Consider the following 23,124-nt stretch of genomic DNA (forward strand, 5'->3'; position numbering starts at 1 on the left):
TTAGCTTAAGAATGAGAGGGGGAAAATGGATACGACACCTGCGAACACACAAGACACCAAGGAAGAAACTTCACACACAAAACAGCGCATTTTACAAGCGATAATGCATATAATTTTACTATAATACGCAAAATATTAGTCGTGATATTCAAATTTTTGATTTTTGAAATATTTCTTTGTCTTTTGTTCTTCCGTAGACTAATTATTCGCTTCTTATACTTTATAGCGGGTGGTTTTAGAATTCTTTTTTATATGTACAATATATTGATTATAATGATAATATAGCGTCATTCATATTAAATTAGAACTCTGAATAACGTAAGATTTTCTCATTTCAAATCTGTTTATCTTGAATCAATCAAAACCACCCGCTTGCACATCACAAGCGGGATGAGTGTGTGGAGAAAAACTGTACAAGAAATGACTAAAAATGGCTCTTATGAACCGTCTTAATGCAAGGTCTATCGCAACACCCACGAGCTGGCAAATATAATGATGGTGTCCGGCTTATTACTTCATAAGCGTAAAGATGGAGGTGCTCAATAGATTTACCATGAACAGCGTCGCAAAATAGGCTTGGATACCTTGAGAAAGGTTTCTTTAAAACAAGAGTGTCAATGTGCAACACAATGGCGCTCTGTATCGAACTTGTAGCAGAAGGGAGAACACCATACAACTAGACATACCATTGCTCATCACTAGCGCCATTATGTTCTTTAGCAGCATAACTGCAGCTTGGTATTACGATGCTCTTACTTCATCTCACACCTGCTGAATATGAGCTTATTCTTTTTCAATAAATAAAAGCCCTCTTCATTCATACATCATTCAAAATAAGAAGCTATCCGCCTCTCAAACTTTTTGTTGTCCTCACCAAACTCATGAAATCAAACCCGCATCTCACGGAATTAATTCTTAAGATCGCGCCCCCCCTACCGAGTATCTGACGGCATCCTTACCCTAGAAACTCAAATGGCTTGTTTATCCTTCAGCTCCAAAATCATGAAATAAGGCAGAAAAAAGCAATGCCTTAAACAAAATATTCTAAAGAAAGCTAAGTTACTCGCATAAAGGAACAGAAAACGGCTGTATCTTAGGTCACATTTTAAAACCTGAGCATGATCATTATTTATTTGCATAAACCTAAACACCTATAATTTGCACCACCCTCTGCAAAACTAAAAGTGAGAAATCCTCATAACCTCTTTTCCAAAAATCTTAAAAAGACTAAACGAAACCTCTTAAACTGCTCAGCTATCTCGATACCAGTTCATTTTTTTTGGAAGAATGGAGGTTTAAGCTGTTTTTGGCATCAACCTTCTTTTTTGTTCTTTTGTTTATTAGCAGATATACTATTCACTTCCCCCGCCTCTTTTTAGGTTAAATCTTAAAAATCGTCGCGCAGTATATTTCATTTGTCCTCCTCTTCACATCTCAAAAGACGAGAATTTTTAACAAAATTCAGTCTGCAAGCAATCTCATTCTAACAGGTTCTATTTAATTTCTCCTTAATAGGATTTACTTCCACAAGACTCGAACAGAAAGATTTAAAATATTCATCATGCATTCTCAAAACATTTAATGCCTCAAGAAGGCTTATATGCCTACCATATCTCACATGATGTGGTGCGCTATAAAACGCTCACCTCTAGTGGTACGCTCCACTTAACAAACAAAACGTTTTCTAAAATAGAGCAGCCAATAATGCTAAACTTTTCTCATCCATGTTTCGCTTATAAACGCTTCATCCAAGTGGAAAGCATCACGAACAAACATGACCCAATTGATAACGTCTAATCGCGTGAAAGAGCGACAACAGGGTCAAGCCGTGAAGCTTGCCGAGCTGGAGAAAAGCCAAAACATATCCCAATGAGGGTTGAAAAAGTAAGAGACATAATGATCGATTCAAGTGTATAAACCAAATGGATAGGTGCCTTAAACAGAAGAAATAAGCCACCGATAGAAAGCCCAAGCAAGATCCCCAAACCACCACCAATCACACAAACCAAAATCGCTTCAATAAGAAATTGCTGTAAAATATCACTTTGCCGTGCACCCACTGCCATACGCACGCCGATTTCATTGATCCGCTCAGAAACAGTGACCAACATAATATTCATCACCCCAATCCCCCCCACAATCAGGGAAATAGCTGCAATTGAAGAAATTAAAAGTGTTAAAATATTTGTACTCTCCATAACACGTTCACGGAAAAATTCAGAATTTCTAATAAAAAAATCCTCCCCGCCATGCCGCATAATGAGGAAACGTTTTACCATGGTCTCCGCTAAATGTGAATCAATATCATCAGCAATCCTAACAATAATTGCACGAACTTCTGTTGTGCCAAGAAAACGTGTCTGCACTGTTGTATAGGGCAAATAAAGCTGTAAGGTATTTGATATATCTCCACTTGCATTATTTTGCGAATCAACAACACCAATAATACGCGCAGGAACATTCCCCACATGTACCACCTTTCCAAGGGGGCTTTCATGGCTATGGGGGAAAAGAACAGACAATGCTTCTTTCTCGATCACGAGATCAACCGCCCGATCACGTACACTTTTTTGATCAAAAAACTGTCCTTTGAAAACTTTGAGCCCCTGTGTCTGAAAAAATTGTTCTCCCACCCCCGCAATGACGGCATTGACTTCAACTGCACCAAAACGCACTTTCGAGCTTGCTGAAATCTGTGGTGTTACACCAGAAACATAAGGTAATCCAGACAAGGCTTCTGCATCAGCTTCAACCAAACTGGTTATTTTTTCTGCTTGTGGATCAGAAAAACTTTTCCCAGGAAAGATTGTCAAGGTATTAGAGCCCAAACTTTTAAAATTTTCCAGAATTTTCTCTCGTGTACCATTCCCTAAAGCTACCATAGCAATAATCGCCCCAATACCGATAATCACTCCAAGCATTGTTAGAAAAGTCCGCATGCGATGTGCATTCATTGCCAACAGAGCCATCACAAACGCCTCACGGAATCGCTCAACAAAAGAACGAAAAAAGCCCAGTTTTTGTTGGCCTTTTAGATTTTGTTGTTCCTGAAGAGATTTTTTACCAACTTTTGTTTTTGCAACCCTTGACCGCTTATCGGCAATAATTTCCCCATCACTGATTTCGATAATACGCTCTGCTCTTTCAGCCACCTGCATATCATGGGTTACAATGATAATAGTACGCCCTTCTTGATGAAGTTCATCCAAAATATGCAATACTTCTTGCCCACTCTTTTTGTCCAATGCACCAGTTGGTTCATCTGCAAGAATGACCTCCGCATTATTCATGAGCGCCCGAGCAATAGAAACACGTTGTTGCTGACCACCGGAAAGCTGATTTGGACGATGATTTATCCGATCACCCATGCCCAAACGCGTTAAAAGATCCTGTGCACGCTTTTTTCTTGCTTCCACGGCACATCCCGCATAAATAGCCGGAATTTCAACATTACCAAGAGCTGTTAATTCATTCAACAAATGGTAGCGCTGAAAAATAAAGCCAAAATGATTACGTCGCAAAGCGGACAACTCATCCGCAGAAAGAGAAGCTGTTTCTTTACCAGAGATCCAATAACGGCCAGAAGTTGGACGATCAAGACAGCCTAAAATATTCATCAAAGTAGATTTACCTGAACCGGAAGAACCTACAATTGCTACCATTTCACCACGTTTAATGGTAAGATTAATGTTGTGCAAAACGGTAACAAACGTTTCTCCCGCAGGAAATTTTCGCACAATATTTTCCAAGACGAAGACAGCATCTTCTTGATTTGTGTTCATACTTTAACTCTCGTCTTCGCTATGCATGTTAGAAGACTCTGGCATCACTCCATCAGATGAATTGGTGATGACGACATCACCCTCGTTAAGTCCTGAAATAATCTCTGCCATAACCTTATTATTCAACCCAACGCTCACCTGTTTAGTAACCACTTTATTTTCCCCCACCAAAACAGAAACCCATGCTTTACGCTCTCTTGTCTCATCGCGTAAAGCATCACTTGGAACCAACAAGACATTCTGCGCGCGCCCTAAGATAATATGAACTTGAGCAGTCATATAGGTTCGCAAAAAATTGTCCGCATTATCAACATGTAAAATTCCATTGTAATAGATAGCCGATGATATTAAAGCACTAGAACCACCCACCATACCAGGATTAATACTCACATCAGCACGAATTTCTTCAGGAGCCGGCTCTACTTTTTCTAAAACGCCTTCATAACGACGCTGTGAATTACCTAAAACTGTAAAATAAAGTGGTTGTCCAGCTCGGACTTTAAGAACATCAGCTTCTGAGATTTGCGCCTTGATCGTCATCTTTGATAAATCACCCAAAATAACAATTGTTGGCGCCGACTGAACCGCATTCACATTCTGCCCTTCTTCCACAACTGTTGCCAAAACTGTTCCCGCTAAAGGGGCAGTGATGCGTGTATAACCTAAATTAACCTCTGCACTCTCCACATCAATTTGTGCTTGCACAATCTGCTGACGAAGTTGTTCAATTTGCGCCTCACGTATTTTCACCTGTGTCGCAACTTCATCGAAATTCGCCCGTGAAACCGCACGTGTTTCGATCATTTTTTTCTGACGTTCTAAATTTTTCTGAGCAAGAGAAAAATAGGCTTCTTGTTCTACCAAACTCGCATAATAATGTGATAATGCTGCTTTTTTTCTTTTTAAATCATTTTCCTGATCTGTAGGATCAATTTCTGCCAAAAGATCGCCTTCTTTCACCACACTCCCAGGGGAAACACGCATTGACACCACACGCCCTGTTGCACGCGCACCAACAGCCACCAACCGGTAAGGACGTACAAGACCTGAAGCTAAAACACTTTCCTCAATATCCCCACGCTTCACCACCGCTGTTATATAAGTTGGAGTAGATGTTCCAAAAAAAACAGAACGTAACCATAACAACGAGAAAATGAGAAATATAACAGTTAAAAAGAAGGAAAGTTTTTTGTGTTTTGTAATGAAATTTTTGAGTAAGTTTTTTTTCATTTCCCTACCTTTGCACGCGAACGAGGTGCATTATCAACAACTTCTGGACGCGATACATCAACAACGCCATCCCAGCCTCCCCCCAATGCTTTCATCAACGTGATATATTGCGTAACCAAAGAAACACGGCTATCTTTAAGCGCCATTTGTGCAGAATAATAAGAGCGATCAGCATTTAACAATTCAAGAAAACTAGTATTTCCATTCTCAAAAAGACTCCGTGAAAGTTTTAAGGAATGAAGAGAAGCTTTATTCGCAACGATTAGCTTTTCTAAGCGTTGATGTTCCTTCGTTAATCTTACAAGCGCATTTTCTACATCTTCTAAAGCCTCCAACACAGCAGCTCGATAAGTAATAAAAGCTTGATCACGCTGCGCGCGCGCTACCGCAATAGAAGCCTCGACCTGACCTCCATTAAAAAGAGGAAAACGAAGACCAGGTCCAAAAGACCAGCCAATCGTTGAATTTTTCCATAATTGATCAATTGCCGTTGCTGCTGTCGAAATATTACCTGTTAAAGTAAGTGATGGATAACGATCTGCTTCACGTTGACCAATCCGTGCTGTCGCTTGCGCATATTGACGCTCTGCCCGTCGTAAATCCGGACGTGTTAACAAAATATCGGCTGGAATTCCTGCTGGTATCGGCCAGTGTGGTTGTGGAATCTTTGCATGCTTAGCATTTTTTTGTAAAAGATCTTTCAATGCCGTAGGCACACGACCAGTTAAGACAGAAAGGCGATGAACGCTCATTGCTAAATTTGCTTCCATCTGTGATATATCTGCTTCTGTATTTGCCATTTGTGCTTGCGCATTTGAAACATCAAGCTCTGAAACATCACCAGCTTTTAATCTAGTGCGCATCAGTTCATAAGTTTTACGTTGTGATACAGCAATTTGCCGCACAATCAACAACTTTTGTTGCCAACCACGCATTTGCACATAATTTGTTGCCACATCTCCAAGTAATGTCACCATGGTAGCGCGCATATCTTCCACAGCCGCATCAAGGCCATAACGCGCTGCTTCAACCGCACGTTTATGCCCACCAAAAAAATCCAGCTCCCAGCTTGCATCAAAACCACTACTATACTGGTTTAACAATGCATCAGACTGTCCAGAACGACTACGGGTTCCTGAAATTGAATTGGATACATTTGGTAAAAGAGTTCCCACAACCTGCCCTAACCCCGCACGCGCCTCACGTACCCGAGCTTTGGCAACAGCGACATTATTATTTCCAGAAATCGCGTAATCCATTAATGCATCTAGAACAGGATCATTCAAACGCCGCCACCAACCGGCAAGCGCAACCGGCTGCCCTGCAGTCTGTGCAGATTTTTCTCCCCAAACTGCTGGAACACGAAAAGATGTTTTCTGGTAATTAGGACCAACCATACATCCTGACAAAAGCAAACACAACAAGACACTAGAAAATAATCCACGAGAAGCGCCCCATTTAAGATTTCTGATATACATCCAGTCTTCCGCATTCTTTCAGAATCATTATTTAATATTAATACTTTATTTACCTCTTATTTCAAACTTGACGTGAAAAATCAAATACAGTTTGCACAGGAATATGATCTGAAGGACGGTCCCATCCGCGCGCATCACGAAAAATCGAAAGATCTACAACAAAAGGGGCTAAATCTTGAGAAGACCAAACATGATCAAGCCGCCGCCCATAATCGGTAAAGGCCCAATCGCGAGCACGATAACTCCACCATGTATAAAGCTTGGTAGGAACAGGAATATGCAACCGCATCAGATCAACCCATCCACCTTGACAACACAAATCCTGTAAACGCTCGGTTTCAATGGGAGTATGGCTTACAACCTTCAACAATTGCTGATGAGACCAAACATCCTCTGCCAAAGGAGCAATATTTAAATCTCCCACCAAAAGAGAAGAAAGACCATCGCCTTGATCCGCACGAATGGAGGACATTTCTTCTAAAAAATCAAGCTTATGACGAAATTTTTCATTCACATCAGCATCAGGAATATCTCCCCCAGCAGGAACATAAAAATTATGAATCCGCAAACTTCTCCCATGGGCTTCCACAATAACTGAGATATAACGGCAATCTTGATTTTGGCAAAAAAAACGCTTTTCTACCTTTTTAAAAGGCAAACGAGAAACAATAGCCACCCCGTTATAAGATTTTTGTCCACTCAATGCGATATGCTTATAACCCGCTGCTTCAAAAGCCTCCACTGGAAATAAAGCATCTGGACATTTTGTTTCCTGTAGACACAAAATATCTGCGGAAAAGAGTTCCAAATACTGAAAAACTTGTGCAAGACGCAAACGAATAGAATTAATATTCCAAGTCGCAATACGAAAGAACATTTGTTTTAATCCAAATAACGTAACACTCTTTCTTCATTTTTTCGAAGGAAGCGTGAACATCCCATTAGCGAACCGGACGTCTGTCCGAACATTCATAACCTGCACAGTAGTTTCCAAATTTTGTTGGTCAACAATTGTCCACTGCCGCAAAGCAGAGCCTTTAGAATCAAAAACCATCCTTATTTGCCCTGCCCCAATCGTTTTATCACGCAGAACAATCGTTACAGCCCCTGGATCTTCACGAAATGCCAACAAGCGCCCAGAAGATACATCAATTTTATCATCCAACAAAAACTTCATTGGCGTTTGCGAAAGTTGTGAAAAGTTCCAAGTATTCAAAGCCCGATTGTTAATACCCACAAATTGGCCATCTGCAATAATTTGTAAAGGTATTTTTTTGTAAATGAAACGAATTTTCCCTGGGCGCTCTAAATAAAATGTCCCCTGAGACATTTTTCCCTTTGGACTAAACTGAATAAAATCACCTGTCATTGTTTTGATTGCCGCAAAGTGATTCACAACATTTTGCGCCTTTATCACTTTATTAGATGCTTGCGAAAAAACAGGAAAAGTAAAACACCAAAAGATAATAATTCCCACCAACCCAAAGACTCTTCTTTGCAGTAAAAAAGACGTTTTCATAAAAAATGCTCCCAAGCAATACTTAATTGACTTTATAATTCATAACTTAAGTAATCAACGATGAATAAATACCTTTCTTTATAAGATAAAGATATTGTTTGAAAAAACTATCAAAAGATTTTTAAGAGTATTCTTCTTCGACAGTCTCCAAAACTTTTCACTTACCCATATCATTTGCTGGACTAATGATGCCTTCTTCTTCCATCCTTTCAATCAATGTTGCGGCACGGTTATAACCAATGCCTAAACGACATTGAATATAAGAAGTTGAAGCCTTACGATCACGAAGCACAATAGCAACAGCTTGACAATAGAGATCATCTGCTAAAGAAACATCCCTCTTTATTTCTTGCGGTATCGTTTCCAAATAATCAGTCTGCGTTTAAGTTTCCGAAAGCATCCAAATTTCCTGCTTTTCTAAACGCATAATATATTCTTTTCCACCCCTAATCTATGAAGCAACATAAATTATAGTCAAGACATAATGGATTAAGGACTAAACATATTACTCGCAAACCTGAAAGCTCTTTTAAGTATCAAAAATACTTTTTTGACTTCCTTCTCACCCAAAAGAATAAAAATTTTCACCAGAACCGCTCTGTAAACAGTTTGGAGTTTAGCAAATTTCACTTAACTTCCCACCCAATATAATTCATTTATATTAAGAATCGACAGATCAGCCTTGCCCTAAATATTGAGAGCGCACTTAAAAAGACACTTAAATACCAAACCTTACATGCTTTTACCCCCCTCTACACTCGCAATGACATTATTTTATACCAAGATATTGATTTATAATAATTTATCTTTTTAACTTAAATCATAACGCCAAATACAATAAGATTCTCTCATCACATACTCTCTCATATTGAATCAATTCAAATCATTTGCTTGCACGTTACAAGCAAGGTTGGTGTATGGATAAAAGTTATATAAGATAAAGAATCCCTTACAAGAAGTCTCAAGTACCAAAGAGCTATCGCAAATTGAGAGCTGGTATATGAAAATGCAGACTTTCTACGATACAATAGGATAAACACTTGTTTTACAAGGTATTATAAAAAACAACTATCAAGATTTTCAAAAGCGTTCTTCTTCAGCCGGCACTAAAATTTCTCGTTTCCCTGCGTGATTTGCTGGACTAATGATACCTTCTTCTTCCATCCTCTCAATCAATGTCGCAGCACGGTTATAACCAATGCCTAAACGGCGTTGAATATAAGAGGTCGAGGCCTTACGATCACGAAGCACAATAGCAACAGCTTGACTATAGGGATCATCTTCTGAAGGAGAAGATAAAGAAACATCAGCACCATCCTCTTCAACTTCTTGCGTAATTGTTTCTAAATAATCAGGTCGTGCTTGCGCTTTGAGATGCGCAACAACCTGCTCCACTTCATCATCCGCAACAAAAGGCCCATGCACACGCTGAATACGTCCTCCTCCCATCATAAAGAGCATATCTCCTTGTCCCAATAATTGCTCGGCCCCCTGTTCGCCTAAAATTGTTCGACTATCGATTTTTGAACTCACAGAAAAAGAAATACGTGTAGGAAAATTGGCTTTAATCGTCCCAGTAATAACATCGACGGAAGGACGCTGTGTCGCCATAATTACATGGATACCGGCAGCACGTGCCATTTGTGCTAAACGTTGAACCGCACCTTCAATATCTTTACCAGCAACCATCATCAAATCAGCCATTTCATCAATAATAACAACAATATATGGCATAGGACTAAAATCAAGTGTTTCCGTTTCATAAAGAGGCTCACCAGTCTCATGATCAAATCCAACTTGAATTGTCCGCACCATTGTCTCTCCCTGACTTGCAGCTTCCCTAAGACGTGCATTAAACCCATCAATATTACGAACGCCTAGTTTTGACATTTTACTATAGCGCTCTTCCATTTCACGAACAGCCCACTTTAAAGCAATCACGGCTTTTTTAGGATCTGTCACCACGGGTGTTAGTAAATGGGGAATGCCATCATAAACCGAAAGCTCAAGCATTTTCGGGTCCACCATAATGAGACGACATTGTTCAGGTGTCATACGATAAAGCAATGATAAAATCATTGTATTGATAGCAACAGACTTTCCCGATCCTGTTGTACCAGCAACCAAAAGATGGGGCATTTTTGCTAAATCTGCAACAACAGCTTCCCCCCCGATTGTCTTACCCAAAGCAAGTCCTAGCTTGGCTTTACTGTCAATAAATTCTTGCGCCTGCAACATTTCTCGTAAATAAACCATCTCACGATTTGCATTAGGCAATTCTATTCCAATAACATTACGTCCTGGAACCACCGCAACACGCGCTGAAATAGCACGCATCGAGCGTGCAATATCATCTGCCAAACCAATGATACGGGAAGACTTAATGCCTGCAGCCGGTTCAAATTCATACAAAGTTACTACCGGTCCAGGACAAGCATCTATAATTTTTCCTTTGACCCCAAAATCTAACAAAACCCCTTCAAGTTCCTGAGAATTTGCTCTTAAAACAGCAGGAGAAAGTTTTGCATCCCTAACAGACGGTGGTGGAACCGAAAGATAATCTACAAGAGGAAGAACAAAACCACCCTTTGAAGAAGCTGTTAAAGACTTTCGATTTTTACTAGGAGAAACATAGGTTTTATTTTGATTTTGATTTTCCTTATACTTTACTTTTTCACCCAAAAAAGTTGGCTCAATCCGATCAAATGGCTTTCCTTGCCCTTTACTCTGAAAACGCCTTTTGAAACTGAATAAACGAAAAAAACGCGCTTGTAAAAAATAAAAAAGATGCAAAAGAGCGCCACAAGTTGTCGCAAAAAAACCATGATTTTTACGATCCTCCTCTGCGGCATATTCCGTATCTTCTTCCAACTCAAAGACTGGATTAATGATTTCGTCTTTTGGAATGCTTTTTTCTTTTCTTTTCTTTGTTCGACGCCGCCATATCACATTGCCAGCAAAAGCAGCGGTGAAAAAACCTAAAAGAATAAAAACAACACTGAAAAACACCGTGTAAGGAGGAGAAAGAAAAAGAGGAAAGACTGAAGAAACAACACTTAAAACTTTATCTCCTAAAACCCCTCCCAATCCCATTGGCAATGGCCAATAAGTAAAAGAAGCAACAGGAGACATAAGGGCAAAAGCAATTAAAAACCAAATCGTTGATAGCACCCATAAAAAAAAGCGCAAAGTCAAATTGTAGATATTCTTTTGCGCCAACAAGAGAAAAGACCAAAATAACGGTGGCAACAAAACAGAAAGACTTGCCAAGCCAAAAAACTGCATAATAAAATCTGAAAAAACTGCCCCCATCCACCCCATAAGGTTTGTAACCTCATTTGTACTTGCATGGGTTAAAGATGGGTCCGCAACATTCCACGTCGCCAAAGCAAACACACAAAAAATAATAAAGCCCAAAAGCCCGAGCCCAATAAATACCCCTATCTGACGTAAAAACATCTCAATAAGACGCGAACCTTGAGAATTTCGCACTTCTAATGAATCATAAGGAGAAGAACTTCGGTGCATCTATCAATTCCAAATACAAAACTTTCATATTTTAAAGAGTTATAACTCCCTCTCTCTCTTAAAAAAGGATAAGGCTTAAACTCTGTGCCGATTTGTAAACAAATAGCCTGTAAACAATCCGACTTCTTATCTAGCGCGTTCTACCTTCTAACCACTTCATATCATTCATATACCATCACCCTAAGAAAAAATCCTTCATAAGGCGCACAAAAAGCTCTCCCTGAATATTTATCACACGATCAACCAAAAAATACCTCATGTATTAAAATGTCACATGGGTCCTATAGGCACCTTCCTAAACAGATGATGTTTTTTTATGCTACATCATGATAACAGCAAAATATGAATACTGTTTTAACCATCACGAATGACCACAATTTTTTATCTATTTTTATCTACCATACTAACGAAATGTCCCCCTTCAGGACAGGTATACTGAAGTAACTCACACAACTTAAAAAATACACGACATCTTTGTTTATTTTTAGTTTTCTTTTTTATCAACCAAGTGTAAAAAGAATTGAAGATGATATTCAAAAAAAAGCTTATCCGATAAATCTGTAAAATGAATCACATAAATGATTAAGCAGAAAAACTCTGAAAAATTAATCTACCATAAGATTGGCACTAAAAAGGAACCTCATTTTTATAAAAAGAGAGAGAGAAAAGTAAAAGTTAAGTTATTTTAGGCAATGTAAAAAGATATTCTTTTTAAAAGAAAGCAAACTGTAAACAATGGAAGAAGTATTGTGTGTTCTAATCGCAATAAAGACGTACAACCCAATAAAAAAATTAAATCTCATAAAACTAAACAATGTGATCTGCTCATTGCCGGAGGGGCAGCTGTCGGTTTAACCTTAGCGATAGCACTCAAGCAAACAGCTCCTAATCTGAAAATAAAAATCGTTGATGCTGCTCCACAAGGAGATCCCCCTGCTTCTAACATACGAACCATTGCCCTTGCTGCTGCTTCTATTCGTATGTTAAAACAATTACAATGTTGGGAACCTATAAAACCCTATGCGCAACCCATTCATTCAATGATCATCACAGATACAAACACAAGTGATCCTGTCAAACCCACTCTTTTAACCTTTGAAGGCGACATTAACCCGGGTGAACCCTTTGCTGCTATGGTAGAGCATAGAGAACTCATCAACACTTTAAAAAAACGTGTCAAAGATCTCAATATCCCTGTTATTGCAAACACGCGTGTCATTGATTTTCATCAAGAAGACCAACATACAACCGTCACTTTAAATAATGAAGAGGTTTGGCAAACAAAATTGCTGATTGCAGCTGACGGAGCCCATTCGAAATTACGCCAAAAAGCAGGTCTTAAAAACTTTTCTCATCCCTATAAACAAACAGCAATCATCTGCACAGTTGAACATGAAAAACCCCATAATGGTCAAGCAATTCAACATTTTTTACCTGCTGGTCCTTTTGCTCTTCTCCCTCTCAAAGGCAACCGATCCGCTATTGTGTGGAATGAAGATCATAGAACTGCGCAATATTATCTCAAAGCTGATGCACTTATTTTTGAAACAGAACTCGAAAGACGCATTGGCCATCGATTAGGTAAACTCTCTTGGGATGGCGAACGTCAAGCTTTTCCTTTGAGCCTTTCTTTAACACGTCAATGCATTAAACCACGTTTTGCTCTTGTTGGCGATGCCGCCCATACCATCCACCCCATTGCAGGACAAGGACTCAATTTAGGATTACGCGATAGCGCTGCGCTGGCTGAAGTGATTATTGAAACAGCACGACTAGGTCTTGATATTGGCTCCCTCATAGCTTTAGAGCGCTATCAAAGCTGGAGACGTTTTGAAATTGTCCGTATGGCTTTAAGCAATGATTGGCTTAATAAACTCTTTTCTAATGATAACCTTCTTTTAAGGATGCTCCGCGATACCGGCCTTGGAATCATTAATCAAGCACCAAAAATAAAAAAATACTTCATTCAAGAAGCTGCCGGACTCACTCCAAATGCCCCACGTCTTCTACACGGCTTCCCACTTTAAACAAAAATTCATACTATTTTATAACCTTTGCCTCCCTCCTTCAAAGAACAAAAAATTCCTATCTCATCTAATCTGTTTGCAAACCGGATTCCTGTCGAGTAATTTTCTCTTGCCTTCCTCCCCTCACATTTCACTCCACATAAGACTCGACAAGCAAGCTACATTTTAAGAATACTCACCATACACTGAAAAAAACATTTAATGTCTCAAAGAGGTTGCCTTATATCACCACACCTTTAAAGGAGCCATTTCACAGCATAATAAAATAAACAAGACATTTTAGCACACAACACTTTTCTTTATAAATAATAAATTCCTTGTTCTCATACTGAGTGAGAAATCTAAAGATCATAAAATACCCTTATTTCAAATCTCTCTACATGTTGAAGCAATCAAAATCATTCGCTTGCACATCACAAGCGAAAGTGTCGTATAAATAAAAACAATTAAACAAAGCGACAAAAGCCTCCCTCTCTCAAGAACTAAGGACTTTAGCAATATTGGAGGCGAGTAAAGTGTATAAGGACGCCGGCTTATACTTTTTATTGAAGTAAAAATGGTGGTGTACAATGAATTTTATATGATCATAGGGGCTTTTACGTTATACTATTCACGAGAAGCGCCATAAAATAAGCTTAGTTGCATTGAAAAATTTTTCTTTTAAAAAAGCGCGTAAATTGGAAACACAAATGCATTCCGTTTGGGGCATTCTGTTTCTCAGACAAACCCTTTAATTTATTGTGGAATACCACACAATTTTAGAAAAAATATTCCGATATATAACAAAGTGTTCCGCACTCTATACCATCACACACAATTGTAAACCTGCATACCCCCCCTATTTCACACCATAAAAGAAGATAAACCGCAATAGAAATGATCCAATCCTTTTATTTTCAAATACACTCTTTATTCATTATTCATAAACGCTCATATAATGAATTTTAATCACAAACGCTCAGAAATATGTCATAAATTTAAAACCCATGACAGCCATAGAAATTTTCCATTTTTCTACACACTCACTCATCCCAATGAACGATAAATAAAGCAAATGCCTCATATATAATCTTACAGAAAAAAGACCAAACAAAATCTATAACATCAGGCTTGTTCTACAGAACAGTATTTCAAAAATATAAGTATGCTAATTTATTAACATATTAATTGATAAAATTATCATTTTACATATTGAGTTAAAATCCCTATGCAATAAATTATTCTCATTTCGACCATTTTTGTAAATAATCAATAAAACTCTTTATTTACATAGACTAAAAAGAGCAACGTTAATGAAACGATAAAAAGAAGTAAAATACCCCCCCTCTCTCAAATGCCAAAAGCAATTACAATATTCCAATCTGGCATCATCATTATGCTTACAGATTATAATAATAAGACCTTTTGCATTTAAATAAATTTGTTCACGCTCCCTATTGTTGTATTTGGTAATTCAATACTTTAATATATTTGTTCAGTATGTTTATACAATCAAATTACCCAAAAGAGCATACTTCTTGCATTTACATTCCTTAGTATTCCCTTATCTTGTAAATATCGCACACGTGTTACGTTACTTCGAGTTCATCAAGTGTATACCCATTCTCCAACCACTCTTTAATCCACTTAGGTCTACGTCCACGCCCATTCCATAATTCCCATTGGTTATTGGGATTTCTATAATGGCGCTCTTTGCTCACAAGATCAGCGATATCAATTCCATGGGCATTAGCAATTTCAAGAATTTTTCGTCGCGCATTTTGCTTTTCCTTTGCTTGCCGTTTTTTTAATTCCACATCGATTTGTGTACGCATCTCTTGTAGCTCATCAAAATTCATATTCTTGAGATCATTCACCTTAATTACTCCCCTTGCAAAAAAGAATTTCTTTTTGCCATATTTTAAACACAATTATAGACAATTTTTGTCCATTTATTATCGAAATTAAAATTACGATACATATATCACTTTGACGGAGATGTGCTTTGAGCCACAAAGAACTGTTTATTGGTATATCAATTACCACCACTGCATCTTTTTTCAGTTCAATTGCAGGAACTACTAAATGCAGTGCTCAAACACCATCACACCTCTCTGACTCTCATGAATCAGTAGTCAAAAGTAAATATAAATCGTCACTCTATAAGTTATGGCAATACGCAACAAAGAACAAGCCCTCTCTGTATAATGATAGTGTAGTTCATTATGACAATAAAATCTCCCCTCATACACAACGGCTTTTTACTTCGTATAAATTTTTTTTGAAAAGATTTTTGCAACGAGAGAATTATATAAAACAAGCAGCTTCAACACAGTATCAAAGATTATTATTTTTAAAAAGCAGCGTCTTTTTTCGTGATTCCAATAATATTGGTTGGCGTAATGTGCTCTATTTTATTCCACACTTTTATCGTGTTGGTTGGATATTCGCATATATTAGAAATATTCTTAAAAGAGAACAAAGCAATAATCACAAGGAATATTCTAAGCTAAACAATCTCATTCTGCAAATTTATAAAATCAAAAGACAACGAGAAAAAGCACCACAAAGCATTAGCATTTGTATTAATAAAATTCTTCATAATAAGGTGTATTGCTAATGATTGTTCCAGATTTTACATTTTTTGCTGCTGCATACATATCCAATACGCCCCCCATAACATTTTCAGTTACTGCCGAACAAGAAGCGCGGGACAATGTTTATGTAACAGATGATAAAGATAACTTCTTCTATCAATCATCTCAGCTTAAGGAAACAATTGCAACAGCTGAACAGAGTGAACATAATTTTAACATAATTTTAGGGCAAATCGATGTTGGAAATGTGAAATTGTTTTCTCTTTTTGATGCATTTGATTTTTGCAGAAATCTTACAGCTGTACAAAGTGCTTTAACTTACTGCTATGAACAAACAACATCAAAGTGCATCTTTGAAAAAGCGACTTTGCAGTCTGTGCTGAATTTTTACAATACAGAAAACTCAAACCACACCCGTATGCAAAAAGTTACTTCATATATTGGAGTAAATGCTGCTGTACGAGGAAATGAAGACTTGCAGGAGCCTGTAAAGCTTAAAAAAGAAGAACCAGAACAGACAACTAAAGTAGATTCTCTTCCTCTTTCTTCAAAAGGAGAAGAAGATGCATTTACACATAAAGAAAGTAGCGCCCGCGATGCTTTTTCAGCTGAAGATTTTTCTTCATCGAGAAGATCGCTAGAGTGACGACTGATATTTTCACGAAACCCCAGAATTTTGATAGGATATTATAATGAAAGGTAGATAAGAAAATGTTAAAGCTCTAATTAGTAAGATTGAACAAAATCTCTTCTAATTGAGGGCAAAGATAATGAAAATGATAGAACAAAACAGCGTTGATATAGCATTTAGTCAAAAAGCAGCGCGTGAAATTACAGTCGTGATGCTTTCAGAAAGGGAATGGTATTTCACGTTTATTTCCGATGATCCAATCACCGGAAAGCCAAATAAATATACGTTACTTACACAAAGAGGAAAACTAAGAACTTGGGCTGATCCAAAATATCTTTTTAAGTTTCTTCATGAACGAGGGGTCATTTGTGGGAGTTTTAATCTTAATCAGGATAAAGAACATGAAACAATTAAATATTCTTCACACAACAGCTCGTAATAAAACTGCTGCATTTTCTGCAGCTTTAACCGTATTTTTTATGACCAATCCTGTGTATGCTCAAAAATTAACAACTGCAAAAGATGCTTTAGATAAACTCCGTGATGACTTAAAGCTGCTTATCCCTGTTGCTGCTGCTGTTATACTTTTGTGCTTAGCAATTGCTTATGCAGGGCGCTACATCGGAAAAGATACATTCGTACGGTGGGCAATCGGGGTCGTTATCGCTGGTTCAGCGACCCAACTTGCTACACTGTTGTTTACAGGTAATTAATAAGCTGGTATAATACAAAATGTTTTTAATATAAAAATGCATCTAATAATTATTAACATGACAGAATTCTATCCCGTTTATGATAGAAATACAAAGCACTCATAAGAACTTAATAAGAGTAAAATATGCAAAAATTAATTAACCTCCAATCAAAAAATAACAACAGAATTATTGCAATTTCTGCAACTATAACTGTGTTTTTTATAACGCATCCCGCATATGCAAAAATAGAGCATGCTGGAAAAGCTTTAACAGCTTTACAAACAGATCTTACTACTCATATTATTCCTGTTGCTGCTGCTGTTATACTTTTGTGTTTAGCAATTGGTTACGCAGGACGCTACATTGAAAGGGATACATTTATACGATGGGCAATCGGTGTTGTCATCGCTGGTTCAGCAACCCAACTTGCGAGCCTGTTATTTAAAGGTACAGTTTAAAGGTACAGTTAGTTCAAATTTAAAAATGACAACTATAATACAAAATGTTATTTATAATCTTAGTGAGAGAAATATGCGAAAACTAATTAGCTTCCAATCAAAGAACAATAACAAAATCATCACACTTTCTGCAGCTGTAACTGTATTTTTTATGATACATCCCGTATGGGCCCAAGCAAAAGGTTTAGATACTGCAAAAAAAGCTTTAGAAGGACTCAAAACAGATCTTATTGATAACATTATTCCTGTTGCTGCTGCCGTTATATTGTTGTGCTTAGCAATTGGCTATGCAGGGCGATACATTGGAAAAGACACATTTGTACGGTGGGCAATCGGTGTTGTCATCGCTGGTTCAGCAACCCAACTTGCTACATTGTTGTTTACAGGTAAATAATGAGCTGGTATAATACATAATGTTTCTAATGTAAGAATTTATGTTTGATAAATTTAAACATATTATGTGATATTTCGTTTATATTAAGAATATACAAAGTATTGATAAGAGTAAAATATGAAAAAATTAATTAATCTCATAAAAAATAATAACAAAATTATCGTAATTTCTGCAGCTCTAAATGCCTTTTTTATAACGAATCCTGTATATGCAAATGTAAAATTAGAACCTGCAAAAAAAGCTTTAGACCTGCTTCAAACAGATTTAAAAACGATTATCCCTATCGCCGCTGCCGTAATACTTTTGTGCTTAGCAATTGGTTACGCAGGACGCTACATAGGAAAGGATACGTTTGTACGGTGGGCGATCGGCGTTGTCATCGCTGGATCAGCAACCCAACTTGCTACACTGTTGTTTACAGGTAATCCATAAATTAGTATAACACGTAATGTTTTTAATATTCGTCAATTATAGATTTTTACCAGTAATAATGTCGTTTATACTACGAAAAAAGGAATATTATTTATAGCAACTTTAATTAAAAGGGGATAAAAGATATGAAACAATTAAATACGCTTCAATCAAAAATATGTAAGATTAGTGCTATTGTTATCACTTCAGTTATGTTATTAATAACTCAATCTGCATACGCTCAGACGGAAACAAAGAGTTTAGATGTTTTCATAGGGATGCAATATGGATTAAGTATAATTATTCCTATCGTTGCTGTTATCCTTCTTTTATTACTTTTGCTTATTTATATATTTCGCATCATCGCAAGAGCTACATTTATGCGATGGGCATTCAGTGTCATTATTGCTGGTGCAGCTTTCTATATTAGCCACATATTATTTCACCTCCAGTGATGAGAACATTCCATGAAATCGCAAGAAAAAAAAGAATTCCCCCTATTCAAGGGAGCAACACGTGTTCCAACGATATGGGGTGTCCCCATGATGCCATTTATCGTTATGGTTATGGGGGTCGCTGTTATTGCTATGACAGTAAGTATCTTTTTGTGGATTATGGCACCTCCATTATGGTTCATTATGGTGCAAATTACTAAAAACGATGACAAGGCGTTTCGTATCTGGTGGTTATGGATCGATACTAAGTTTCGCAATCGCAACAAAGGTTTTTGGGGCGCATCAAGTTATAGTCCCTCTGATTATAGTAAAAGGAGATAAACATGACAGCTGTTGAAAGCAGCAAACGCCTTGCATCAGAGACACCTGTAAACCTGTTTCTGCCTTATTCACATCATATTACAGATACGATTATTTCTACTAAAAATGCGGAATATTTGTCAATTTGGAAAATTGACGGGCGTTCGCATCAAAGCGCTTCAGAAGAAGATATTTTTCAATGGATAAAAGAGCTTAACAATACTCTACGGGGTCTTGCATCGGCCAATTTATCATTTTGGACGCATATTGTGCGCCGCCGTGTTTATGAATATCCTGATTCAACATTTGATCAAATGTTTTGCTATCAACTTGATGAAAAATATAGGCAAAGCTTTACTGGTTATAATTTGATGGTCAATGATTTATATCTGACTGTCATTTTTCAACCGATAGCGGATAAAATTATGTCGTTCTTTTCTAAACATGAACGTGAAACGCTTGATCAAAAAAAGATGCGACAAGATACATGTATAAAAGAACTCAATGACATCAATCGTACTTTAGGCCAGTCTTTAAACCGTTACGGTGCAGAACTTCTTGGTGCTTATGAAAAAAATGGGCATGTTTATTCTTCTGCACTTGAGTTCCTTGGAATGCTTGTCAATGGTGAATATCACCCCATGCCAATTTGCCATGACCGTTTTTCTGACTACATGTCTATCAATCGACCTTTTTTCTCAAAATGGGGTGCTCTTGGTGAACTGCGAACAACCAGTGGAATGCGTCGATTTGGAATGCTGGAAATTAAAGAATATGATGCAACAACCAAACCAGGACAATTAAATGTTTTGTTGGAAAGTGACTTCGAGTTCGTATTGACGCAGAGCTTTTCGGTGCTCTCCCGACATGCTGCTAAAGACTATTTACAACGGCATCAGCGTAATCTTATTGATGCAAGAGATGTGGCAACGAGCCAAATTGAACAAATTGACGAAGCACTAAACCAGCTTATCAGTGGGCATTTTGTCATGGGAGAACATCACTGCACATTGACTATCTATGGTGATACAATTCAACAAGTTCGCGACCATATGGCCAAAGCGAGTGCAGCATTACTAGACGTTGCGGTACTACCCAAACCTGTAGACTTGGCGATAGAGGCTGGCTATTGGGCACAACTTCCTGGCAATTGGAAATGGAGACCACGTCCTGCTCCAATTACATCATTGAACTTTTTATCATTTTCATCTTTTCATAATTTCATGTCAGGAAAACCCACTGGCAACCCATGGGGACCAGCTGTCACAATTCTTAAAACAACCAGTAAAACACCACTTTATTTCAATTTTCATGCCTCCAAACTTGAAGAGGACTCGACAGATAAACGTTTACTTGGTAATACCGCACTTATCGGACAATCTGGTTCCGGTAAAACCGTGTTACTCGGATTTTTGTTAGCACAAGCACAAAAATTTAAGCCGACAACTGTTGTTTTTGATAAAGATCGTGGCATGGAAATTGCCATTCGAGCGATGGGTGGAAAATATTTAACATTCAAGCCAGGCAGGAAAAGTGGTTTCAATCCTTTCCAACTCCCACCTACACAAGAAAATCTGATTTTTCTGAAACAATTTGTTAAAAAATTGGCAGAAGCTGGTGGTGAGGTTACGCATCACGACGAGGAAGAAATTAATAAAGCTGTTATGTCTGTTATGAGCAGTAACATTGACCAATCACTTCGTCGTTTGTCCTTTCTGATACAATTTTTACCAAATCCACGTTTAAGTGACTATAATGCTCATCCATCTGTTCATGCTCGCTTACTAAAATGGTGTGAAGGTGGTGATTATGGATGGTTATTTGATAATCCTCATGATGCTCTTGATCTCTCAACACATCAAGTTTACGGCTTTGATATCACAGAATTTTTAGATAATGTTGAAACTCGCACTCCAGTGATGATGTATTTGCTTTACCGCACAGAAGGCATGATTAGCGGACAGCGATTTATGTATATCTTTGATGAGTTTTGGAAACCTTTGCAAGATCCGTACTTTGAGGATTTAGCGAAAAATAAACAAAAGACGATCCGTAAACAAAATGGTATTTTTGTTTATGCAACACAAGAGCCTAGCGATGCCTTGGAAAGTAATATTGCTAAAACACTCATTCAACAGTGTGCAACTTACATTTTTCTAGCCAACCCCAAAGCAAACTATGAAGATTATACAAAAGGCTTTAAACTAACAGATACCGAATTTGAACTCGTTAAAGGACTTGGTGAGTTTAGTCGCCAATTCCTCATTAAGCAGGGTGATCAATCTGCGCTTGCAGAACTGAATCTTGGTAAATTCCATCTGACTCGCGATGGAAGAACCATCGAACACGACTTTAGTGACGAGCTCTTGGTGTTATCAGGTACACCTGATAATGCAGAGTTAGCCGAAAGTATTATCGCGGAAGTTGGTGATGATCCAGCAATATGGTTACCAATTTTCTTACAGCACGCAAAAAATGACAGGAGGGAAACATGAAAAAAAAGGTCATTTCAATAGTAGTTGTAGTAACTTTAGGGATTCCAAACCCAGCAATGGCTTGGGTTTGGGGCGCTGGAGCAGCGGATTTGTCGGCATCAATTCCAACGACGTGGCCCAATTTTTTTGGAGGTTCATCTTCAAATACATCAAAGACTAAAAAAACTCCACAACAAAAGAAAGCTCTATCTGATGCCCAATTTCTCGATACACTAAAAAAACAACTTGAGGAAACAAAAAAGATACGCGAATCTATAACGGGAAGCCCAAAATTCGATACTAAAAACCTTAAAAGTGCACAAACAGATCACAGCAGTTTTTTTCTCAAAAATCCAGAGAATCTCTACAATAGAAATAAAACTTCTGCTCTATCTACATCACTTGAAAATATTTTAAAAGAAGAAGAAATTCCTATCTCTGTCCATGAATCTAGCAGTTTTATCAACAAGCGTAGCCAATATGCAGCCGTCACTGATAAAGCCGTAAGTTTAAAGACTTTCGAAGAAGCAAACAATCGTTTTCAGCAAATTGAAGAACTATTAAACGAAATCAAGACAACAAAAGATCTAAAAAGTATTGCTGAGTTACAAGCATATATAATTGGAATGCTCGCTAAGCTACAAAATGAAACAGCAAAACTACAAATGGTCGCACATTTACGCAACGCTGAACATGCACTTATCAAACAGCAGAAGGACAAACATAACATAAAAATTTTAAATAGTAAAAACACGAAAATGCCTACCATAAGATTTATTAGATAAAGCTTTTTGTAACAATATTTCGTTGTATTATTTTTCTTGTATGCTCGTAAAAAGCAAAAGTTAATGCACAATATTCAGTTATCTCTCATAAACTGAAAAGGTCTACGAAATTTAATTCCATCCTAAAAAAATCAACGAAAAATGCTTAAAAATCATATAAAAAGTTGAAAATTCGTTAAAGAGGAATTCCATGGACTTTACAGTGTTCACGCAACTTTTCAATAAAATTGATCAGATAACAAAAACATATGTCACGGATCTTTCCTCAAAAACAATAGCTACAATTACACCCTTTGTTTCAATAGGTCTCACAATCGCTTTCATCATCTATGGTTGGCTCATCATTCGTGGCGCTATAGATATGCCTCTCTCCGAATTTGT

19 protein-coding genes and 2 pseudogenes are annotated in these 23,124 nt (G+C 37.6%); 13 read left to right on the plus strand and 8 right to left on the minus strand.

Annotated elements, in window-relative coordinates; genetic code table 11:
* Positions 1-1,793: 1,793 nt before the first annotated feature.
* The 7 genes and pseudogenes from ACFIJJ_RS03695 to ACFIJJ_RS03725 all read right to left on the minus strand — a co-directional run bounded on the left by ACFIJJ_RS03695 (position 1,794) and on the right by ACFIJJ_RS03725 (position 11,537).
* Positions 1,794-3,782 (minus strand): MacB family efflux pump subunit, encoded by a 1,989-nt coding sequence (locus ACFIJJ_RS03695; protein ID WP_375622508.1) that lies wholly within the window; start codon positions 3,780-3,782, stop codon positions 1,794-1,796.
* 3 nt (positions 3,783-3,785) lie between these two features.
* Complete coding sequence (locus ACFIJJ_RS03700) at positions 3,786-5,012, minus strand: efflux RND transporter periplasmic adaptor subunit (RefSeq protein ID WP_375622506.1); 1,227 nt, start codon at positions 5,010-5,012, stop codon at positions 3,786-3,788.
* Positions 5,009-6,490, minus strand: a complete 1,482-nt coding sequence (locus tag ACFIJJ_RS03705; protein WP_375622504.1) for an efflux transporter outer membrane subunit — start codon at positions 6,488-6,490, stop codon at positions 5,009-5,011. Before ACFIJJ_RS03705 ends, ACFIJJ_RS03700 begins: the two co-directional genes overlap by 4 nt.
* A 61-nt stretch (positions 6,491-6,551) precedes the next feature.
* Positions 6,552-7,367, minus strand: a complete 816-nt coding sequence (locus ACFIJJ_RS03710; protein WP_375622502.1) for an exodeoxyribonuclease III — start codon at positions 7,365-7,367, stop codon at positions 6,552-6,554.
* Positions 7,368-7,400: 33 nt separating this feature from the next.
* A complete protein-coding gene (locus tag ACFIJJ_RS03715; protein ID WP_375622500.1) occupies positions 7,401-8,009 on the minus strand; it encodes an outer membrane lipoprotein carrier protein LolA in 609 nt (202 codons plus the stop codon).
* 157 nt (positions 8,010-8,166) lie between these two features.
* Positions 8,167-8,382: pseudogene (locus ACFIJJ_RS03720) on the minus strand (DNA translocase FtsK); the annotation flags it as partial.
* 707 nt (positions 8,383-9,089) lie between these two features.
* Positions 9,090-11,537, minus strand: coding sequence for a DNA translocase FtsK 4TM domain-containing protein (locus ACFIJJ_RS03725; protein ID WP_375622498.1), 2,448 nt, complete (start codon positions 11,535-11,537; stop codon positions 9,090-9,092).
* 749 nt (positions 11,538-12,286) lie between these two features.
* Here ACFIJJ_RS03725 and ACFIJJ_RS03730 point away from each other — a divergent pair.
* Positions 12,287-13,564, plus strand: a complete 1,278-nt coding sequence (locus tag ACFIJJ_RS03730) for a ubiquinone biosynthesis hydroxylase (protein WP_375622496.1) — start codon at positions 12,287-12,289, stop codon at positions 13,562-13,564.
* Between the two features lie 1,568 nt (positions 13,565-15,132).
* On the opposite strand, the gene ACFIJJ_RS03735 is transcribed toward ACFIJJ_RS03730, so the two are convergent.
* A complete protein-coding gene (locus ACFIJJ_RS03735; protein WP_015857007.1) occupies positions 15,133-15,420 on the minus strand; it encodes an H-NS family nucleoid-associated regulatory protein in 288 nt (95 codons plus the stop codon).
* 128 nt (positions 15,421-15,548) lie between these two features.
* Here ACFIJJ_RS03735 and ACFIJJ_RS03740 point away from each other — a divergent pair, with 128 nt between their 5' ends.
* The 12 genes and pseudogenes from ACFIJJ_RS03740 to ACFIJJ_RS03795 form a co-directional block, all read left to right on the plus strand.
* Entirely contained in the window at positions 15,549-16,163 is a 615-nt protein-coding gene (locus ACFIJJ_RS03740) for a hypothetical protein (protein ID WP_375622494.1), read from the plus strand.
* A complete protein-coding gene (locus ACFIJJ_RS03745) occupies positions 16,163-16,786 on the plus strand; it encodes a TrwN protein (protein ID WP_375645950.1) in 624 nt (207 codons plus the stop codon). Before ACFIJJ_RS03740 ends, ACFIJJ_RS03745 begins: the two co-directional genes overlap by 1 nt.
* A gap of 124 nt (positions 16,787-16,910) precedes the next feature.
* Positions 16,911-17,210 (plus strand): KorA family transcriptional regulator, encoded by a 300-nt coding sequence (korA, locus tag ACFIJJ_RS03750; protein ID WP_015857010.1) that lies wholly within the window; start codon positions 16,911-16,913, stop codon positions 17,208-17,210.
* Positions 17,173-17,484: a VirB2 family type IV secretion system major pilin TrwL gene (gene trwL, locus ACFIJJ_RS03755; RefSeq protein ID WP_375645951.1), complete on the plus strand. Its 312-nt coding sequence runs from the start codon at positions 17,173-17,175 to the stop codon at positions 17,482-17,484. The genes korA and trwL (ACFIJJ_RS03755) overlap by 38 nt, the downstream gene beginning before the upstream one ends.
* Before the next feature lie 125 nt (positions 17,485-17,609).
* Positions 17,610-17,924, plus strand: coding sequence for a VirB2 family type IV secretion system major pilin TrwL (gene trwL / locus ACFIJJ_RS03760; RefSeq protein WP_375645952.1), 315 nt, complete (start codon positions 17,610-17,612; stop codon positions 17,922-17,924).
* A 73-nt stretch (positions 17,925-17,997) separates the two neighbouring features.
* Positions 17,998-18,318, plus strand: coding sequence for a VirB2 family type IV secretion system major pilin TrwL (gene trwL, locus ACFIJJ_RS03765; RefSeq protein WP_375645953.1), 321 nt, complete (start codon positions 17,998-18,000; stop codon positions 18,316-18,318).
* Between the two features lie 117 nt (positions 18,319-18,435).
* Positions 18,436-18,750, plus strand: coding sequence for a VirB2 family type IV secretion system major pilin TrwL (trwL, locus tag ACFIJJ_RS03770; RefSeq protein ID WP_375645954.1), 315 nt, complete (start codon positions 18,436-18,438; stop codon positions 18,748-18,750).
* A gap of 125 nt (positions 18,751-18,875) precedes the next feature.
* Positions 18,876-19,184, plus strand: coding sequence for a conjugal transfer protein (locus ACFIJJ_RS03775; protein ID WP_375645956.1), 309 nt, complete (start codon positions 18,876-18,878; stop codon positions 19,182-19,184).
* A gap of 12 nt (positions 19,185-19,196) precedes the next feature.
* Positions 19,197-19,505 (plus strand): type IV secretion system protein VirB3, encoded by a 309-nt coding sequence (locus ACFIJJ_RS03780; protein WP_175869113.1) that lies wholly within the window; start codon positions 19,197-19,199, stop codon positions 19,503-19,505.
* 2 nt (positions 19,506-19,507) lie between these two features.
* Positions 19,508-21,979, plus strand: coding sequence for a VirB4 family type IV secretion/conjugal transfer ATPase (locus ACFIJJ_RS03785; RefSeq protein WP_375645957.1), 2,472 nt, complete (start codon positions 19,508-19,510; stop codon positions 21,977-21,979).
* Entirely contained in the window at positions 21,976-22,743 is a 768-nt protein-coding gene (locus tag ACFIJJ_RS03790; protein WP_375645958.1) for a type IV secretion system protein, read from the plus strand. Before ACFIJJ_RS03785 ends, ACFIJJ_RS03790 begins: the two co-directional genes overlap by 4 nt.
* Before the next feature lie 190 nt (positions 22,744-22,933).
* Positions 22,934-23,124, plus strand: a pseudogene (locus tag ACFIJJ_RS03795) (trwi protein); the annotation flags it as partial.

The sequence above is a fragment of the Bartonella sp. TT29SHDZB genome, assembly GCF_042193395.1.
Taxonomy (GTDB): domain Bacteria; phylum Pseudomonadota; class Alphaproteobacteria; order Rhizobiales; family Rhizobiaceae; genus Bartonella.

What these genes read in the sequence shown, in the direction of transcription:
- ACFIJJ_RS03695 (WP_375622508.1), bottom strand. Translation starts at nt 3,782, where the DNA reads ATGAACACAAATCAAGAAGATGCTGTCTTCGTCTTGGAAAATATTGTG.
- ACFIJJ_RS03700 (WP_375622506.1), bottom strand. Translation starts at nt 5,012, where the DNA reads ATGAAAAAAAACTTACTCAAAAATTTCATTACAAAACACAAAAAACTT.
- ACFIJJ_RS03705 (WP_375622504.1), bottom strand. Translation starts at nt 6,490, where the DNA reads ATGTATATCAGAAATCTTAAATGGGGCGCTTCTCGTGGATTATTTTCT.
- ACFIJJ_RS03710 (WP_375622502.1), bottom strand. Translation starts at nt 7,367, where the DNA reads ATGTTCTTTCGTATTGCGACTTGGAATATTAATTCTATTCGTTTGCGT.
- ACFIJJ_RS03715 (WP_375622500.1), bottom strand. Translation starts at nt 8,009, where the DNA reads ATGAAAACGTCTTTTTTACTGCAAAGAAGAGTCTTTGGGTTGGTGGGA.
- ACFIJJ_RS03725 (WP_375622498.1), bottom strand. Translation starts at nt 11,537, where the DNA reads ATGCACCGAAGTTCTTCTCCTTATGATTCATTAGAAGTGCGAAATTCT.
- ACFIJJ_RS03745 (WP_375645950.1), top strand. Translation starts at nt 16,163, where the DNA reads ATGATTGTTCCAGATTTTACATTTTTTGCTGCTGCATACATATCCAAT.
- korA (WP_015857010.1), top strand. Translation starts at nt 16,911, where the DNA reads ATGAAAATGATAGAACAAAACAGCGTTGATATAGCATTTAGTCAAAAA.
- trwL (WP_375645951.1), top strand. Translation starts at nt 17,173, where the DNA reads ATGAAACAATTAAATATTCTTCACACAACAGCTCGTAATAAAACTGCT.
- trwL (WP_375645952.1), top strand. Translation starts at nt 17,610, where the DNA reads ATGCAAAAATTAATTAACCTCCAATCAAAAAATAACAACAGAATTATT.
- trwL (WP_375645953.1), top strand. Translation starts at nt 17,998, where the DNA reads ATGCGAAAACTAATTAGCTTCCAATCAAAGAACAATAACAAAATCATC.
- trwL (WP_375645954.1), top strand. Translation starts at nt 18,436, where the DNA reads ATGAAAAAATTAATTAATCTCATAAAAAATAATAACAAAATTATCGTA.
- ACFIJJ_RS03775 (WP_375645956.1), top strand. Translation starts at nt 18,876, where the DNA reads ATGAAACAATTAAATACGCTTCAATCAAAAATATGTAAGATTAGTGCT.
- ACFIJJ_RS03780 (WP_175869113.1), top strand. Translation starts at nt 19,197, where the DNA reads ATGAAATCGCAAGAAAAAAAAGAATTCCCCCTATTCAAGGGAGCAACA.
- ACFIJJ_RS03785 (WP_375645957.1), top strand. Translation starts at nt 19,508, where the DNA reads ATGACAGCTGTTGAAAGCAGCAAACGCCTTGCATCAGAGACACCTGTA.
- ACFIJJ_RS03790 (WP_375645958.1), top strand. Translation starts at nt 21,976, where the DNA reads ATGAAAAAAAAGGTCATTTCAATAGTAGTTGTAGTAACTTTAGGGATT.